This window comes from Victivallis lenta, assembly GCF_009695545.1.
Classification (GTDB): Bacteria; Verrucomicrobiota; Lentisphaeria; order Victivallales; family Victivallaceae; genus Victivallis; species Victivallis lenta.
In genome coordinates this window covers 62338-80483 of the sequence record NZ_VUNS01000002.1, presented here as the reverse complement: position 1 = coordinate 80483, position 18146 = coordinate 62338, and the positions used below count along the sequence as shown (strand labels likewise).

10 protein-coding genes are annotated in these 18146 nt (G+C 63.3%); 4 read left to right on the top strand and 6 right to left on the bottom strand.

Features of this window, described 5'->3' with window-relative positions; genetic code table 11:
• The first annotated feature begins 13 nt into the window (after positions 1-13).
• A complete protein-coding gene (locus FYJ85_RS02345) occupies positions 14-1885 on the top strand; it encodes a right-handed parallel beta-helix repeat-containing protein (protein WP_106055000.1) in 1872 nt (623 codons plus the stop codon).
• A 38-nt stretch (positions 1886-1923) separates the two neighbouring features.
• Here FYJ85_RS02345 and FYJ85_RS22915 read toward each other — a convergent pair whose 3' ends face one another.
• Together FYJ85_RS22915 and FYJ85_RS02335 are read right to left on the bottom strand one after the other, a co-directional pair.
• A complete protein-coding gene (locus FYJ85_RS22915; RefSeq protein WP_206212934.1) occupies positions 1924-2325 on the bottom strand; it encodes a MarR family transcriptional regulator in 402 nt (133 codons plus the stop codon).
• Positions 2326-2423: 98 nt separating this feature from the next.
• Positions 2424-7883 carry an ABC transporter substrate binding protein gene (locus tag FYJ85_RS02335; protein ID WP_206212933.1) on the bottom strand — a complete coding sequence of 1820 codons (5460 nt, stop codon included), beginning with the start codon at positions 7881-7883 and terminating at the stop codon, positions 2424-2426.
• Between the two features lie 278 nt (positions 7884-8161).
• On the opposite strand from FYJ85_RS02335, the gene FYJ85_RS02330 reads away from it, so the two are divergent.
• Positions 8162-8818 carry a YczE/YyaS/YitT family protein gene (locus tag FYJ85_RS02330; RefSeq protein ID WP_154416869.1) on the top strand — a complete coding sequence of 219 codons (657 nt, stop codon included), beginning with the start codon at positions 8162-8164 and terminating at the stop codon, positions 8816-8818.
• Between the two features lie 308 nt (positions 8819-9126).
• On the opposite strand, the gene FYJ85_RS24160 is transcribed toward FYJ85_RS02330, so the two are convergent.
• The 4 genes from FYJ85_RS24160 to FYJ85_RS02310 form a co-directional block, all read right to left on the bottom strand.
• Positions 9127-12279, bottom strand: coding sequence for a type 1 glutamine amidotransferase family protein (locus tag FYJ85_RS24160; RefSeq protein ID WP_154416868.1), 3153 nt, complete (start codon positions 12277-12279; stop codon positions 9127-9129).
• Positions 12280-12538: 259 nt separating this feature from the next.
• Entirely contained in the window at positions 12539-13771 is a 1233-nt protein-coding gene (locus FYJ85_RS02320; RefSeq protein ID WP_154416867.1) for a DUF1015 domain-containing protein, read from the bottom strand.
• 45 nt (positions 13772-13816) lie between these two features.
• Positions 13817-15238, bottom strand: a complete 1422-nt coding sequence (locus FYJ85_RS02315) for a methylenetetrahydrofolate reductase C-terminal domain-containing protein (protein ID WP_154416866.1) — start codon at positions 15236-15238, stop codon at positions 13817-13819.
• Complete coding sequence (locus FYJ85_RS02310; protein WP_106055007.1) at positions 15231-16289, bottom strand: lysylphosphatidylglycerol synthase transmembrane domain-containing protein; 1059 nt, start codon at positions 16287-16289, stop codon at positions 15231-15233. Before FYJ85_RS02310 ends, FYJ85_RS02315 begins: the two co-directional genes overlap by 8 nt.
• Before the next feature lie 115 nt (positions 16290-16404).
• Between FYJ85_RS02310 and FYJ85_RS02305 the strand changes: the two genes are divergently transcribed.
• Together FYJ85_RS02305 and nfo are read left to right on the top strand one after the other, a co-directional pair.
• The gene (locus tag FYJ85_RS02305) at positions 16405-17301 is read left to right on the top strand and encodes a sugar phosphate isomerase/epimerase family protein (RefSeq protein WP_154416865.1); all 897 of its coding nucleotides are present in this window, start codon (positions 16405-16407) and stop codon (positions 17299-17301) included.
• On the top strand, positions 17298-18146 hold the full coding sequence (gene nfo / locus FYJ85_RS02300; protein WP_106055009.1) for a deoxyribonuclease IV: 849 nt from the start codon (positions 17298-17300) through the stop codon (positions 18144-18146). Before FYJ85_RS02305 ends, nfo begins: the two co-directional genes overlap by 4 nt.

Sequence of the window (18146 nt, the reverse complement as noted above, 5' to 3'; positions counted from 1 at the left end):
ACGGGGGGATTGCATGAAACGACTGTTTTCCGTATTCGGGGCCGGGTGTCTGTTTGCCGGGCTCACTCTTTCCGCGGCGACGCTCACTGTGGACCGGAACGGCGGCGACGGAGTTTTCCGGACGATCGGGGAGGCGGCGGCGAAAGCGGCTCCCGGCGATGTGGTCCTGGTCCGTCCCGGCGTCTACCGGGAGCATGTCGCGCCGGAACGCGGCGGCGAGGCGGGCCGCCCGATCACTTTCCGGGCCGAAGAGCCCGGCACGGTTTTCGTCCGCGGCAGCGAGGTGTGGAAGCCGGTGCTGACGCCGGTTGCGGGGGCGGAGAACGTGTTTGCGACGCCGGTCCCGGAGGATGCCTTTTTCGGTGAATTCCCGAATCCCTTCCGGCGCAGGCTCAATGCGGGCGGCCGGGATAAGCAGGAGGCTCCCCGGCCGGCCGACGGCGCGCTGCTGCCTTATTCGCTCGGGCAGATCTTCTGCGACGGCGCCGAACTGCGCCAGCTGCAGACGGAGAAGGAGGTCCGGCGCGTGCCGGGCAGCTGGATCATCACGGCGGACGGAAAATCGCTGCTGATCCATTTCCCGGCCGATTATGACCCGGCGGAGTCGCTGCTCGAAATGACGGTCCGCGACCGGGTGTTCGCCCCGGCGCGGCGCGGCCTCGGCCATATCAACCTCGAGGGGTTCGTGTTTGAACACTGCGCGAACCAGGCGCCGTTTCCGCAGCTCGGCATGGTTTCGACCCGCAGCGGCCACGACTGGGTCATCCGCGACAACGTGATTCGCCGCGCCAAGACGGTCGGGCTCGACGTCGGCAGCGAATATTGGCGGACGGACCTGATTCCGCGCACGCTCCCGGAGGATCAGAAGCTGCTGCGCAAGGGCGGCCGGCATCTGGTCACCGGCAATCTTGTCGTCGACAACGGGCTCTGCGGCATCGCCGGGTGGAGCTGCCGGGGCGTCCGGATCATCGGGAATACCGTCGAGCGCAACAACGCCCTGTCGCTGACCACGAACGAGTGCGACTGGGAGGAGTGGGCCGGGATCAAGCTCCATGAGGCGGACGAGGCGCTGGTCGAGGGCAACCTGGTCCGCTTCAACGGCGCGCACGGCATCTGGTTCGACAACGGCTACAACCGGGCGCGGATCACCCGGAACGTGCTGTTCGGCAACGTCGGCTCCGGCATCTTCATCGAGCTCGGAGCCGGCAGCGTGCTGGTGGACAACAACATCGTGGCGAACACCACGCCGTACTCCGGGCTCTATCCGGGCCGCGGCATTTACGTTCACGACGCCTCCGGCGTCAGGGTCTGCCACAATCTGGTTTTCGACAACGCGGCCGAGGGGGTGTACATGCACAATGTGACCGACCGGAAGTATCACGGCAAAATCGTCGAAACCTCCGACGAGCTGGTGGTCAACAACATCTTCTGCAACAACGGCGGCGGGGTGAGCCTGCCGTACCCCGGCGACCGTTCGGAAAACTGCGTGTCGGACCGGAATCTGTTCGTCGGCCGGGTCGGCTTCCGCTACAGCGGCAAAACGCCGTGGGAGAAGATCGCCGCCGGAGCCGCGGAGCGCCTGACCCCGGAGGAGCGGACCCGCGCGGAAATTCTGCGGAGCTTCGTGCCGGAGGTCTGGCCGAAGGTTTCGGGACGAGAAGAAAACTCGGTGTTTCTGGCCGAACGGGAGTTCGGAGTCCGGATCAAGCCGTTCGAGCCGTCGCTCTATCTTTCGAACCGTTCCGGCCGGGAGTTCGCCCTCGAGCCGGTTCCGGGCGTGGACCGGGACTTCACCGGCAACCGCTACGGGGAGAAGGTGCTTCCGGGGCCGTTCCAGGATCTCGGGAAGAAGAACGAATTCCGGCTGCTGTTCCCGGTCATGTGACCGCGGCGCCGGGAAGAGCGGCGGGGCGGCTCCCGCTTTCAGCGGCAGCGGGTGCGCAGGCCGGCGTTGAGTTTCTCCGGCACGGCGATGAAGGCGTCGAGCTCCTCCGGCGGGATATCCCGCAGCAGTTCATCCATGACGGTGTTCCGGAATCGGAAATGGGCGTCGCGGCAGCGGCGCCCTTTGTCGGTCAGCCGGATCACGACCGCGCGCCGGTCGGCCGGGTCGGCGGAGCGCTGCAGCAATCCCTGCCGGACCAGGTTTTCGATGCCGGTCGACACCGTGCCGGGCGTCAGGCGCAGTTTGCCGGCAAGCTCCTTCAGCCGCGCGCCGTCCGGGAACTGCCGGGTGAGCACCCGCAGCAGCTTCAGCTGCGGGAAGGTGATGAGTCCGATTCCGGGGGCGATGGAGTCGTTCCGCACGGCGCGGATATTGTCCACCAGCTCGAGAAAATTTTTGCCGATTCCGGAGTCGTGACGAGCCTTTCGGCCGGAACGGGCGGCCCGGAACGCTTTCTGACCTGCGAAACGACCCCGGTTCAGCCGAAGTTGTACGGGGCTCCGTCGGCGGGACGGCCGGACGCCTGACGCGCGGCGAACTCCGTCCGGAGCGTGCCGAGCAGTTTCTTCAGTTTGTCCAGCGAGACCGGTTTCATGAGGATTCCGTCGATGCCGGACATGTCGAAGTTGCTGTGGCTTTCGGTATCCGCCGTGACTGCGATGATCGTTATGCCGGAGGCGGCCGGAATGGCCCGGACCCGGGAGGCGAGTTCGGCTCCGTTCATTTCCGGCATCCACATGTCGGTCAGCAGCACATCCGGAATCCCTTTTTCGAGCATGTCCAGCACCTCGGCGCCGGAGGCGGCCGTGGCGATTTCGGCGCCGAGTTTCTTCAGCATGGCGCCGAGCACCTTGAGATTCATCGGCACATCGTCGACCAGGAGGATGCGGAGATTCCGGCTCATTTCTTCCGGGAGCTGCGCCGATGCTCCGTCCACGGGAATTGCGGCCACCTCGATGACCTTGTCCAGCCGGAAGGTGAAGGTGCTGCCTTTGCCGGGCTCGCTTTCGAGCGTGATGTCGCCGCCCATGCAGCGGGCCAGCCGGCGCGAGATCGCCAGCCCGAGGCCGGTCCCCTCGCTGGAGTGGCTGTCCCTGACCGTGCTCTGGCGGATGAACGGATCGAAGACGGCCTCCTGCGCTTCCGGCGCGATGCCGGACCCGCTGTCCGAGACGCGGATCACCAGACTGCCGTTCCGCCAGGCGAAGAGGACTTCCACATGTCCGCGCTGCGTGAACTTGACCGCATTGCCGATCAGGTTCAGCAGGATCTGGCGCAGGCGCAGGCCGTCCAGCATCATCGGCGGCAGCGCCTCCGGACACTCGACACGATACTCCAGGCGGCGTTTCGCCGTTTCGCGGCGGAACATCGCGTAAAGTTCGCGCGCCACGGCGGGCAGTTCGGTCGGCTCCGGCGAGATTTTCATCTGGTTCGCATCGATTTTGCTGAGGTCGAGAATGTCGTTGATGAGCTTGAGCAGCGTGTTTCCGGCGAGGTTGATCGACCTCAGGTAGTCGTCAAGCTCCTCCGGCGGGATCGGGTTGTCGCGCAGGAGCTCGCTGAAGCCGATGACCGCATTGAGCGGCGTCCTGAGCTCGTGGCTCATGGTGGCGAGAAACAGGCTTTTGGCTTTGTCGGCGTTCTGCGCCTCCGTCAGCGCGCGGGCGAGCTGGCGCTGCGATTCGTTGAAATCGGTCATGTCGACCAGGGTTTTCAGCACATAGGAGAGTTTGCCGTCGATCAGGATCGGGTATGAGCTCATCAGGTAGTCCCGCTCCTTCAGGCGGATGTCGCAGTTGTGCCCGCGCCGCTCGATCGCATCGTCCGGCTGCTTCGCCTTCTGCCCGCAAAGCTCCGGGAATCTCCGGCCCGCGCACTCCTCCGCGTCGACCCCGAGCAGGGATTGCGCCGCATTGTTCAGGCGGACCAGCTTCAGTTCCGGATCGAAGAGGAAAATCGGAATCCGGATCGAATCCATGATCAGGAGCTTTTCGTACTCGCTGCGTTCGAGCCGGACGCGGCTCAGCTTCCGCGCCATGATGATTTCGATCACATGTGCGGCGGCCCGCAGGAACTGCAGGTCGTATTCCGTGAATTTCCGCATCGGCGAACCCGGGTCGTTGACGATGCCCAGGTGGCCCCAGAGCTCGCCGTTCACGCGGATGGCGGCGCAGTAGAGCGAGTTCATATTGAACCGCTCCGCGTCACTCCGCCAGCTGCCGAGGTCGGAGACGAGCGTTCCGGTACAGACTCCGCCCCAGATGCCGTCGTGTGAGAGCCGCCGGAACCAGCCCTCGTTCCGCAGCAGCGGACGGCGTTCGAGGTTTTTCACATAAGGCGCATACCCGGGGGCGACCCATTCGGCGGCCGGATACACCTGCCAGTGCTCGAAGTCGTATTTCATGATGTAGCCGCGGGTGGAAGCCAGGTGCCGGCAGACCGTGCTGATCACGATTTCGATCGCGGTGTCTTCGTCCTCGTTGAGCATGACGGTTTCGAGGCAGGTGTTGAGCTGCCGGTTCTGTTCGGAACGCTCCTTCAGGTCTTCGAGCAGTTTGCGGCGCTCGTTTTCGAGCTGCCTCTCCTCGGTGACGTCGAATGCCATGACGAGAACCAGGTCGCTGTTGTCGGGGCTCTCGACCTTGCACAGCTGCGTACGGAGACTGCGGGGGGCGTCTCCGGTGAAAACGATGGATTCGTCCAGCGCGATGCCGTTTCCCGTGCCGTGGACGTACATGTCGTTGCGGCGGAATTGTTCGGCCGTTTTCCGGAAACATTCCAGCTCGTAATCGGTCCGGCCGAGCACCCGTGCCGCCGGTATGCCGGTCAGCCGTTCGGCCGAACGGTTCCAGAGCACGTAGCGGAAACCGTTTGCGGCGTCTTTGGCCGCGATCATGGCCGGAAGCTGGTCGAGGATTTTCTGAAGCAGTGAGTTGAGCCGGGCCATCTCCCGTTCGTCCTCCTTCTGCCGGGTCACGTCGATTCCCATGCCGAGCAGCCGGCGCTTGCCGTCCGGACCGGTCAGCAGAAGCCTGATGCTCCGGATGAAACGGCGCTTGCCCGTATGCGGCTCGTTCAGCTCCTCGAACAGATCGACCGGCTGGTCGCTGCCGGCGGCGCTGAGGTCGTTTTCGCGGAAGCGGGTGGCGACCGCTCCATTGCGCAGCAGCTCGAAATCGCTTTTCCCGACGGCCTCCTCCGGGCGGAAGCCGTACAACCGGCAGAAGTTGCGGTTGACCATCAGGTAGCGGAAATCGTCGTCGGCGTCTTTCAGGAAGAACTGGCAGGGCAGGTTGTCCATGATGCTCCGGAGCAGAATATTGGCGTGTTCGAGCGCATTGCGGCTGTTCAGGAGTTCGGTCACGTCGAAGCTGATGCCGAGGAGAATCCGGCGGTCCGGGCGGTAGCCGGTCAGCGGCAGCTTGGCCGTGTGGACGATTCGTATGCCGCCTTCGCCGTCGCGCACCTCCTCGTCGCATTCGAAACGCTCGCCGGACTCGCGCACACGCAGGTCGTCAGCTTCGTATTTGCGGGCGAATTCGGGCGGAAACAGATCCGCGTCGCTCATGCCTGCAAAGTTTTCTTCCGGCACGCCGAGCAGCCGGCAGAGGCTGCGGTTGCCGAGGATATAACGGTTGCCGTCCGAGACGTCCTTGAGCCAGAGAGAGCAGGGCAGGTTGTCGATGATCGTCTTCATGAGGTGGTTGGTTTCGCGGAGCTCGGCCTCCCGGGCGCGTTCCTGCGTGATGTCGCGGATGATTCCGAAGATTTCCGCCTGGCGTCCGTCCTCTCCCGGGACGTGTCTGAGCTGCATTTCGAACACGGTCCGGCGACCGCTTTCTCCGGCCCGGTAGACGATGGTCTCCTGTTCCGATGCGCCGGAGAGCACTTTCCGCCAGGTATTCCGGAAAGCGTCCCGGTCTTCCCGGCAGATCCAGACGTCGATCGGATACGGCCGCCCGTCCGGATATTTGCCCCAGAAAGCCGGATCTTCGATCTCCCGGATCGGGGTCTGGTCCGGCGCATTGCAGAAATAGTTCATCCGCACGGCCCGGGCGGAAGCTTTGAGCCATTCGTTCTGGCGGTACATCCAGTCCCGCTTCTCATACTCCTGCGTGACGTCGCGGAAGATCAGCACGGCGCCGGTGACGGTTCCGTCCGCATCCCGGATCGGGGCGGCGCTGTCGGCGATGTGCCGCCGGGAACCGTCCTTCCGGATGAGGTCGGTGTGGTTGGCCATCTCCACCGCACGTCCTTCGCGCAGCGCCCGGCTGAGCGGGGACGGCACCGGCCTGTCGTCGATGTAGCTGCGGAGCCGGAAGCGTTCGTCGAGGCTGTGCCCGATCAGCTCCTCCGCCTTGTAACCGGTCAGTTCCGCGGTGACCTGGTTCACGAGGGTGACGATTCCGTTTTCATCGGTCACGACCACGCCGTCGCCGATCGACTTCAGCGTCAGTTCGAACCGTTCGGCGAGCGCTTCGGCGGAGCGGCGCAGGGCGTAGAGTTCGGCGATGTTGGTCGACACCCACAGCACGGTTTCGCAATTGAAAATACGGTCCGGCAGCTTGACGAATTCAGCCCGGCGGCGCTCCCCCGCCGAATCGTATTCGAGTGTGATGGGCCTGCCGGTGTTCATGACCGTGTCGACCGGATCGCCGAATAGCCGGAGCAGGTCGTCCGGCAGGTCCTTCAGGTGCCGGAGCTTCGTGAGGCTGTCGTATTCCGGCCGCCCCGAGGCCTGCAGAAAATGCAGCTTCCCCTTCCGGTCCACCGCCGCCACGCGCACCGGAAGATTGGCGAAGATGGCCGAGAGGCGGCGCGCCCGCCGGCTGCTTGAGATGTAGTTCAGCAGCATGAAGACGAGCAGCGCGCCGGACAGGGAGCCGGCCACTGCCAGTTCGGTTCGGTACTGCGTCGTGAAGGGCGGCGGCAGCCCGGCGAGAAGGGAGCCCGGCGGGAGCTTGTCGACCGGAATGGAGAATTTCCGCAGCGCCTCGTAATCGAAGATCGGGAGGATTCCGGCCGTCTTCACCTTGATCGCATCGGGATTTTCGCCGTTCAGGATTCGCGCCGCAAGGGCCGCTGTTTCGCCGCCGTGCTGTTTGCCGGGGACGAAGAAGCCGCCCACTACGCCGACCTCGAACCGGTTTTCCCGCGCGAGCAGAACCGGATTCGGATTCGCATCGGTCAGCTTGGAGAAAATGGCGAAGAAAGGTTCCTTCGGTTCCCGCTTGCTCGATCCCCAGTTGTTCAGGATGACGAACGACTCCTTCGGCATGGCCGCGATCTGGTTCAGCATTTCCGCCGTTGTGTACTCGCTGCCGTTGATGAGCCGGATTGTGATTCCGGGCCGGTCGGGCGGCGTCTGTTTCAGCCTGGCGTGAACGTTGAGTCCGCCGGCGCTCCCGTCGGTCAGAATCGCGACTTCGCGGGCCTCCGGCCAGAGGCGCCGGCCGAGCTCGAGGTTCTGCCGGTTCGAGGATGGAACGGTCAGCCCGGTCATGCCGGGTTTCCGGGGCGGAAGCCCGGATTCGGCGGCATTGTAGCCGCTGAATACGAGCGCGGTTCCGGGCGGCAGTTCGAGCTGCCCGCTGAAAAACAAGTCCGCCGCCGGATTGTCCAGCGTGACGATGAGGTCGTAGTTCCGGGTGCGCAGCTGCTCGCGCAGCGCTTCGATCTCCTCCGGGTCCGGTTTCAGGGCCGGTGCGGTGTAAACATTGAGTTCGACCGTGTCGATGCTGGCGGGGATGCCGCTCTCCTGAAGGTGGGTGCGGAACCCGATATTGTTGTTGCTGCACCAGAGATAGGTGGAGTTGGAGGAGTTGATGTAGAGAATTCGTTTTTCCGCCGGAACGCCGTTTCCCCCTGCCGTCAGGGAAAGCGCGGAAAGCAGAAACAGGAAAAACGCCGGAAATAATTTTTTATCTGCAAATAACATGTTCTTTGCCGTGTCTGCCTGTCTGCCGGAGGCGGAAACCGCTTCCGGCCCGGAGTTCATACGGTTGTTTCGAGCCAACTGTCTGATGGAACCGGAAATACGGCAGGTCTTGATTGTGTTTGAATCCTCTTTGGCTAATATACCGCCTCTTTCCTCGTTTGCAAATGTTCGGGGGAGAAAACGGCGCCGGATGCTCCGGCGCGAGTGAATGCCCGGTTGCGGAAACACCGGTCCGGGTGTATATTAAAGACCGGCTTGCGGAGAAAGGGAGGTCCGGAGTGTATCAGGATGACAGAAGACGGCGCTGGGCGGTGTTTGCCGCCGGGCTTGCCGTGGCCGGCGTCGGCGTGGCGCTGACCACCCGGGCCGGACTCGGAACCAGTCCGATTTCAAGCGTGCCGTATGTGTTGACTTTCGTTTTCCCGCTGAGCTTCGGGCTGCTGACGCTTCTGGTCAACCTCCTGCTGGTGGCCGGACAGGTCGCGCTGCTCCGCCGTGAATTCCGGGCGGTTCAGTATCTGCAGATCGCGGCGACCGGGATTTTCGGGCTCTTCATCGATCTCGGCATGTGGCTGACCGGGCCGCTGGAGACCGGGCTGTATCCGCTTCAGGTCGCCGAGCTGGTGGCCGGGTGTCTGCTGCTGGCCGCCGGGATCAGTCTGCAGATCGTCGCGGATGTGATGTACATTCCGGGGGAGGGGATGGTCAAGGCCATCGCCGGCAAATCCGGCCGGGAGTTCGGCACGGTCAAAATCTGCTTCGACATATCGCTGGTTCTGACGGCAATTGCTCTGTCGGTGCTGTTCCTCGCTGAAATCCGCGGCCTCCGCGAAGGGACGCTGTTCGCGGCGCTGCTGGTCGGGACCTTCACGCGTTTTCTGCTCCGCCGCGTCCGCGGAATCCGGCTCTGGTTCTATGTCCGCCGCCCGGCGTAAGAGCTTATCCATGAATAAAGAATCGGCATGATGCCGCACCGAAATGTCAGTCGCGAAGCCGGATAAAATTGACGATACTGGAGGTATCGGCGATTTCAGCGGGCAAACGAATGGCGTTTCGCAGCAAATCAGGATGATTTGGCTTATTTCGGGATAAGCTCTAAGGCGATAATGCCGCTGCGTTCGGCGGCCGCGCCTGTTCCGGGGCGCAGGGCGGAAAAGAAAACCGGGGCCCGGCGCGCCGGATACGCCTGACTCCGGTTTTCTCCCATAGCGGAGCCGCCGGTTCAACCGGCGGCGACCGGGCGTTATTTCTTCAGCAGCCGCGGCGCGGCCGTGATGCCGAAAGGCTGGACCTGGTAGTCGTAGCTGAACATGTCGCCCTCTGTCCGCCAGGCGCCCGGGCCGGCCCAGCGGATGCGGAACGTCAGATGCACGGAGCCGGCGCTGTTGACCCGGCTGCCGTAGAGCGTCAGATCGAGCGTATGCTCGCCCTTCGCGACTTCCCCGAGTTCGCTCTGGTACGGGGCGAACGCGAGCTCTCCCGCCGGTTTGCCGTCGAGCGCGGCGCTGACGAGGACGCCGCGGTAGCCGCCGAGCGGAACTTCGCGCGCCGCGACGCCGTTGTTCAGGGAATCCGGCATGCTGGTCACGCGCGACGGAATCCGCAGCAGCAGCTTTTCCGCCTCGTACTGCATGAATTTGCAGTGATAGGTGATGTTGCCGCCGTAGAACGGCAGTCCCTGCCGGGTCACGTCGCCCCAGACGAGTTCGCGGACCGGTTCGACGATGCGGGCCGTGTCGCCGCGCAGCTCGACGCCGAAATCGCCGAGCAGGAAGCAGCGCTCGACGTTGCCGGAGCGCGTATAGGCGATTTTCACGACGAGCTCATGCGTTCCGGCGGTCAGCTTCGGCAGGAAACCGGTCCGCAGCGAGCGGTCGGTCCAGTAACCGTTGTCCTCGAACGGGACTTTCACGCCGTCGAGGAAGAGTTCGGCGTTGTCGGGCTCCTCCATCGCGAAGAGCGGAGATTCGACATCGATCAGCGTTTCGATCGTGTAGGCGAGCTCAAGCGTGCCGAGCACTTCGGTCGATTTGCCGTAGACCCACGGCTGCACGATGTGGCCGCCGCGCTCGCGCTGGCCGAGCCGGGCGCGCACTTTGTTGTCGAGCCGCAGGATCTCTTCGGCCGGCTGCCACTCCGCATCGCCGGCCATGCGCCACTTCGGGCGGTCGAGCAGCAGGACGTTCGGTTCGTCGAGCGACACCGGAATGGTTCCGGACAGGTGTGCTTCGGTCGCGGCTTCGGCCTGCGCGTCGGTGAGCAGCGGGGTGCCGATCCGTTCGCCTTTGCACTCGTCCGACGGCGTCAGTTTCACGAGCAGGTGCCCGTGCGGATAGATCGCGTAATCAAAGAGCGTCCAGCCGTTCTCCTGCCGCCCTGCGACCGGCTTCGATTCGCCGGTCATGGTGTCGAGATATTCGACCTGCCAGCTGCCGCGCACCTTCACGATCACGTCGCGGGCGAGGCCGAGGCGTTCGGTGTTGACCAGGAACAAGTAGCGGTCCGCCCCCTCTTCGCGCATCTGGTAGAGGAGCTTATCCATCGGGTAGCCGTCGGCGCTGCGGATGACGGCGACGTCGCGCAGATTGTTTACCGCGGTCAGGACGGCATTCCGCGTGAACGGGATGGTTTCGGACTTTTCGGCCAGCTTCTTCGCGCGGTCCGATTCGACCGCATCGCAGCAGACCGCCACGTCGCCGGCGAAGATGACCCGGCCTCCGGCCGCCTGGAATTTTTCGAGCCGCTCCAGCGTCGAGCCGCGCAGCGTGAGGGTCGGCGGCACGATGACCACATCGTAGCCCATCTCCCCGACGATAAAGGTTTTGCCGAGCTGGACGGGGGAGAGCTCCGGCAGCAGCGATTCCGCCACGAAGTCGAAGTCGACGAGTCCGTGCAGCAGCCAGTGGATCAGGCTTTCAAAAGTTTCGTGCAGCATTTCGCGCTTGCCGGCGGTCATGTCCTGCGGCCCGTAGGCGAGCCAGTAGGATTCGACCGGATGCACGACGGCGACCCGCACCCGGGCGCGGCCGCGGGTCATCGCGGCGTTGACCCGCGCGAAGTGATCCGCGATGATCGGATATTTTTTGTACCACGGCGACTGATAGCTGATCGAGGCCGGATAGTCGCGCTTCGCTTCGCCGCCCATCGACAGCCAGGAGAGATGCGGGACCCGGACCGTTACGCCGAGCGCCGCCTGCCAGTCGCCATGTCCCTTGTGCCCCTTGAAGTCGAAGTCCCAGTCGGTTACGCCGTTGAGTTCGGAGAGCACGCCGCCGCGCCCGAACTGGCGCGAAGCGCTCTGCGCCTGCTTGGCGGTGCTGAACTCGTACGCATCGCAGAGCATGTCGATGCCGGGCAGCTGGAACGAGCGGTAACTGCGCATCGCTTCCCCGAGCGCGCAGGTCTGGGATTCGAGCGACCCCTCTTCCATCATGTGTCCGGAGAAGCGGATGTCGTGCTTTTCGCACCAGCTGCCGATCGTGTCGGCGAACGCCGAGGCGAACCGCTCCGAAACGTGGTCGTGATAGCGGTAGCGGGCGAGCGAATATTTGCCGTCCGGCAGTTCCCAGATCACTTCGGGAAAGGTGTCGAGAAGGTCCGCGCCGTAGGCTTCGCGGTAGGTTTCCGGCAGGTCGTCGGTGAACGGGAACACCGCATCGCGTTTTTCCTGCGCGAATTTGAGCGCGCTTTTGCGGGTGAACTGCGGTTCGTCGGTGAAGATCGCCGGAACGGTCCTGTCGAACTCGCCGCCGACCGCCTTGAAATACGCTTCGTAGGTCACGTCGACGAATTTTTCAATCGCCTTCGGATTCAGCGTATCGACATAGGTCTGGTCGTTGAACCACGGATGCGGCTCGGCGACGATAAGGTAAGCGTAGAACTTCCCGGCTCCGGCTTCAGGTTCATCGTCTTCGCCGAGGCGCCTGTAGCTCTCGAGCGCGCCGGAGGCGTCGAGTTTGACGGAGTAGGCGGCGAGAAAGCGCCCGGAGTTGTCGTTGGCGGCGTCCGGCGCGGCTTCGCGCTTTTCGGGCGTGAACAGGAGGTGGCGGGCCCGGAATTTCGGATCTCTGGTGACCAGTCCGCCCGCCGCGCCGGAGGGCCAGCGGTCCTCGTCATAGAGCCAGGCGAGCATATCGAGTTCTTTGGCGGTGCTGACGCACTCCTTGACCCGCTCCATGAATTCGGGACTCAGGTACGGCGTGCCGAGCCCGGTGCGGGCGTGCATATGGAAACCGCCCATGCCCATTTCCTTGAACACGCGGATCTGCCGCTTGAGCTCCTCCGGATCGAGATCGCAGTTCCACGCCCAGAACGGCGTGTCGCGGTAAAGAGCACCCGGCGATGCGAAAACCGCATCGAATTTTTTCCGGTTGTCGGCAGCGTAAAGAGTTTCCATATCCCACCTCTGTTTTGGATTGATTTTCAGGGTACGGATATAGAATACTCGGGAAAGTGCGGATTTTCCATGACAATCGAATCAAAAAACCGCACAAAACAATCAAATGACGAAAAATGGAACCGGCAAGAGGAGAGACGCGCATAAAATCCGGCCGCTCCCTCCGGCCGCTCCGGCGGCCTCCGGGCGCTTTCGCCCACGCCGCCGGGGCCGGATGGCCCGGGAGCGCGGGCCGTTCCCCTTGCAACCGCCGGTACGGTCAGAAATTGTGCGAGACGAGGCCGTCGCGAAGCTTCGGCTCGAACCAGGTCGATTTCGGCGGCATGATCTCGCCCGCGTCGGCGATCGCCATCAGCTGATCGACCGTCGTGGCGTGCATCGAAAACGCAATTGCATACTCCTTCGAGTCGACGAGCCGGATCAGCTCCTGCGTGCCGCGGATTCCGCCGATGAAGTCGATCTCCCTGCTCGTGCGCGGATCATCGATTCCGAGCAGGGGAGCGAGCACGTTGTCCTGCAGGATGCTGACGTCGAGCTGTTCGATCACATTCAGCTTCGAGAGGTCGAATTTCGGCCGGGCCAGATACCATTCGTGCGCCAGGTAGAACTTGAATTCACCCGAATGGGCGACTTCACCGTCTTCGGCCGGACTGATCCGGAATTTTTCGCCGATCAGCGTCAGGAAGGTCGCCGGCGTGTGGTGGTTCAGCGTGCGCACCGCCCGGTTGTAGGGCAGGATCTTCAGCTGATCGGCCGGAAATGCGACGGTCAGAAAATAGTTGTAATCCTCTTTGCCGGTGTGGTTCGGGTTCTTCGGCGCGCACTCGGCTGCGGTGCGTGCGGCTGCGGCGCTGCGGTGATGGCCGTCCGCGATATAGAACACCGGCACCTCGGTCCGGAACAGTTCGGAGAGCTTTTCGCTGGTCGCCTCGTCGATCCGCCAGAGCGTGTGGCGGATGCCGTCCTCCGCCGTGAAGTTGAACAGCGGCGTCCTGGCGAGCTCCTTCGCCACAACCGCGTCGATATCGGGTTTGCCGCGGTAGGTGAAGAAGGCCGGGCCGGTGTGGCTGCGCAGCTCCATGACGTGGCGGGTGCGGTCGTCCTCCTTGTCCTGCCGGGTCTTCTCGTGCTTTTTGATGATCCCGGCCTTGTATTCGGCAGCGGAGGCCGCGCCGATGATGCCGGTCTGGACCTGGTCGCCCATCTGCAGCTGGTACAGATAAAGATGCTTGCCCGCGTCGACGGTCAGCGGCACCTCGCGGCAGAGCCGCCGGAACGCCTCTCCGGCCTGGCGGTAGACTTTTTCGTCGTGCAGATCGATGCCGTATTCAAGGTCGATTTCGGGGCGCGAAACATGCAGGAAGCTGTAGGGATTCCCTTTGGCCAGCCCGGCCGCTTCGCGCGTATTGACCACGTCGTACGGAACCGCCGCCACGGCGGAGGCGCGTTCGACCGACGGAAGCAGTCCGTGAAAAGGAAGAAGTTCGGCCATTTTTTATGATCTCCTCATTGAGTTGAGTGGTTTGTCTCGCAAATATCAGTCGTCCCGGCCGGAATCGAGGATCTCGTCCTCGAGCGCCGGCAGCGTCCCGTTCCAGTGGGCGAGGCGGACGATCCGGCTGTGCACGCATTCGCCGGGCGCGATTTCGCAGTTTCCATGCGGTTTCACACCGCCGCAGGGGCCGTTCGGCAGCCGTTTCGGACAGCCTTCCGTGCAGATGAACTCGGTTTTCGGCAGCCGGCAGCTCGAACAGCCTCGGCACGAGGCGAATAGCTTTTTCAGCAGCCGCCGCGACTCGGCGCGCTGCCGGTCGGCATGCGGGAACAGGAAACGGCGCAGCTTGAAACGGAATTTTTCGCCGGGCGTGATCTCCGGTTCCCCGAAGTCGCGGGCGACCGGAATCTCCTCATCCGGATAAGCCCGGCGCAGCGTGTGGTCGTACAGGTAGAAACTCCCCGTGAACGGCGACATCTCGGCCCGGGCCAGGTAGGAGTTGTACTCCTCGAGCCAGCTGTCGAAGCTGTTGAATTCCCGGAGCGCGTTGCCGATTCGCTCCGCCGCGATTTTCGCGCGGCCGGGCGTCTCCGCCCCGGCCAGTTGAATGCCGCTGAAGCCGAGCAGCCGGCAGCCCGCCGCCTGCAGCTCGAGCCGCCGGTATTGCGCGGCTTCGAACTGGTTCAGCGAATAACGGAGCTCTTTCTCGAGAATTTTCTGGAAGTCCGGCGAGATATTGATGCCGGGATACTCTCCGGCCAGGATTTTTTCAACCAGATTCGGTGTCAGCAGCACGAGGCGGGCGATCATCGGGTAAAAGAGGCTGCGGCCCGAGAAATACCAGCGCAGCGACTGAAGCTTCAGCATGTCCCAGCCCGCCTGCGCCACCACAAAGGAGGCCCCGGCATTGAGCTTCTTGACCAGTTTGAAATACTGCCCCATCATCGTGAACGGCGTATAGGCGTAAGGATTCGTGGTGCCGCCGAGAAAGAACGGCTCCTTCCGCTCCGCGAGGTTGCGGATCACGCCGACGCTCTCCGAAAATACCCGCTTGCGGCATTCGCGGAGCGTGTCGCCCGGCACGCAGTTGCCGCTGACCGGGACCACATTGAACAGGCGGCTCTTTGCGGCCGCATCGGAGAGCTGGCGCAGCTCCTCGCCGGTCGTGTTGCGGCCGGAGAGGTAGATGACGTGACGGTCCCGGTTCTCCTCGCGCAGCGCGTTCGCGTACTCGACCGCGCGCCAGGCGTCGAGCGACAGGTAGCGGTCGGTGACGGCGAGCGCCGTGTTGACGTTCGAAACCGACAGCACGGCCTCTTCAAAAGCCGCGAGGCGCTCGCCGGCCGCGATCGGGTCGTTCGAAAGGCTCGGCGACGAGCTCTCCACCAGCAGCACGAATTCTCCGTTGCTGAGGGAATCGCGGAAACGGTTGGCGGGTGCGGCGGGCGTCACGGGGTCACTCATCGGCGGTCTCCATCTCTTTTTTCAGAATCTCCTCGGTATGTCTGCGGCCCGGGTCCAGCAGGAAGAAGAGCCCTCCGAACAGATTGAAGAACAGGACCACCGCAGTGTACAGCAGCTGTCCGGTTTTCGCGTCGCCGGCCGCGAGGCCCCCTGCGACGAGAATCGTGATGGTCACCACGTCGCGCCCGCCGATGCCGCCCGGAAAAAGCGGGATGAGCCCGGCGATGTTGCCGATCGTGACCGCGGCGACCAGCGTGAGCACCGGCACCGAAACGCCGAGCCCGGCCAGCAGGCAGCCGAAGGCCGCCACCGTCATCAGGTGAACGAAAAAGACGCTGACAATGGTCAGCAGCGTGAGCTCTTTCCACTGCTTCGCATAGGTGTCGGTAGCCGTGGTTAGGCGCGTGACCATGCCGTGCGTGATCTTATCGCCCCAGTGCATGAGCGCGCCGAGCAGCGGAAGCTTTTCGATCCAGCGGTGAAAGAAGATCACGCACGACGCGCCGAGTCCGGCGAGGCAGAGTCCGGCCAGCGCGAGGATGCCGAGCTCCCGCATCGTGTCATTCAGCGCGATCTGCGGCAGTTCGATCTTCATGAGCAGCGGAAGGGACGGCACCAGCAGCACGAGCGCGAGCGAAAAGAGCGCGATCATGCCGATGATGCGGTCCATCAGGATCGTGAAGGCCCCCTCCACCCGGCTGCCGGCCGCCGAGCGCTTCGAAAGCACCCCCATCTTGACCACGTCGCCGCCGATGGCGCCGCCCGGAATCACCAGGGAGAAGAAATACCCCTGCATGGTCAGCGAAAGCGCCTCGAACGGCGACAGCTCGACGCCGAGCATCCGGGTCAGCCGGAACCAGCGCCAGGAACAGACCAGCATATGGGCGAAGTAGATCGCTACGGCCGGAACGAGCCACTTGTAGTCGAACGCCTTGAAGCCGTCGGCGATCTCGGCCGGATTGCGGGCGACGAGATAGCCGACGATGCCCCCCGCAATCGCAAGCTTCAGGAAAAACCAGAAAAACTTTTTCAGCTTTACAAGAGAACTCATTTGCAAAAAACCTCATTGTATTGTCTATTAAAATAGCACCGCATTCCCCGTTCGGCAATCGCGGAAACGGTCTATTTTTTGTTTTTTAGCTGCATGGAAAGAGGGAGGACGGCAGATGGCTGCGCCGGCAATTTCACACTACTGGTCCTGGGGGGCGGTCCCGGAAAAATTTTATGGGAACGTGATGGCGGAATTCCGCGACAACGGCGTGAACCGGCTGATTCTGACCCACTTTCTCCTGCCCCGCTTTGCGGAAGAGCCGGAGTTCCGCAAATCGGTGCTTTCGCTCTGTTCCCGGTTCAGCATGCGTTTCGACGGCGCCCATGCGCCGTGGGGAAACGCCTGGGACCTGAACGAGACGGATTCCGATGCGCGGAAACTCATGCTGCGGAATCAGAAACGCATGATCGAAGCCGCCGGGGAGGCCGGCGCCGGCAGCATCGTGATCCATATCGGGGATTCGATCTGCAAACGCGCGGACGCCCCGCCGGTGCCGGTGCTGCGCGACCTCGCCGTCGCGGCGCTTGAGGAGCTGCTCCCGGCGGCGGAGAAAGCCGGAGTGACCGTGGCGATCGAGAACATCATCGCTCCGACCGACACGATCGGGGAGCTGCTGGCGATTTTCGAACGGATCGATTCGCCGTATCTCGGCTGTTGCTACGACTCCGGGCACGAGAACGTCATGACCGCGACGCCCGGCAAACGGCCGGACATGCTGTGCGAATATATCCGCGACACCCTCTGGCACGGAAAGCCGCAGCTGCAGGAGCGGATTCTCGAGCGGCTGACGCCCCATATCGTCTGCTGCCATCTGCACGACAACGACGGTTTGAACGACGCGCATACGCTGCCGGGGCTCGGCACGATCGACTGGGCGGAGAAGATTCCGCTGCTCAGACAGTCGCCGCGGCTGATGAGCGTGCAGAATGAAATGAACTGCGTCGGCCACGAAATTTCGGTCCGGCGCATGGTGGAAACCTGTGACGCACTGTGGAGAGGAGAGCATCTATGAAATATATCGGAGCACATGTCAGCATTTCGGGCGGTGTTGAAAACGCGCCGCTGAATGCACACGGGATCGGCGCGACCGCGTTTGCGATGTTCACGAAGAACCAGCGTCAGTGGAGCGCGCCGCCGCTGGCGGAGGAGTCGATTGCGGCCTTTCGGGCGAATTGTGAAAAATACGGCTACAAACCGGAACTGATCCTGCCGCACGACACCTATCTGATCAACCTCGGCCAGCCGGATGCGGAGAAGCGGAAGCGTTCGCTTGCGGCCTTTATCGACGAGCTGAAGCGCTGCGACGCGCTCGGGCTTGTGAAGCTGAATTTCCATCCCGGCAGCCATCTGAAGGAGGTGACGCTCGAGGAGGACCTGAAGCTGATTGCTGCGAGCGTCCGCGAGGCGGTTGATACGGTTCCGAATGTCTGCGCGGTTTTTGAGAATACCGCAGGGCAGGGGACGAACGTCGGTTTCGCCTTCGAGCAGATTGCGGCGATGTTGGAGCTGACCGACCGGCCCGGCCGCGTCGGCGTCTGCCTCGACACCTGCCACACCTATGCGGCCGGCTACGATCTCGCTACGCCGGAGGGATATGAAAAGACCTTTTCGGAATTTGAACGCCTGATCGGATTCGAATATCTTCAGGGCATGCACCTGAACGATTCGAAGAGCGTCCTCGGCGGCCGGCTCGACCGGCACAACAGCATCGGCAAAGGCGAGCTCGGGCTCGATTTCTTCCGCCGGCTGCTGGCGGACGACCGATTCGACGGCATCCCGCTCATCCTCGAGACGCCGGACGAAACGCTCTGGGCGAAGGAGATCGCGTTGCTGAAAGAGTTCGCGGCGGAAGAGTGA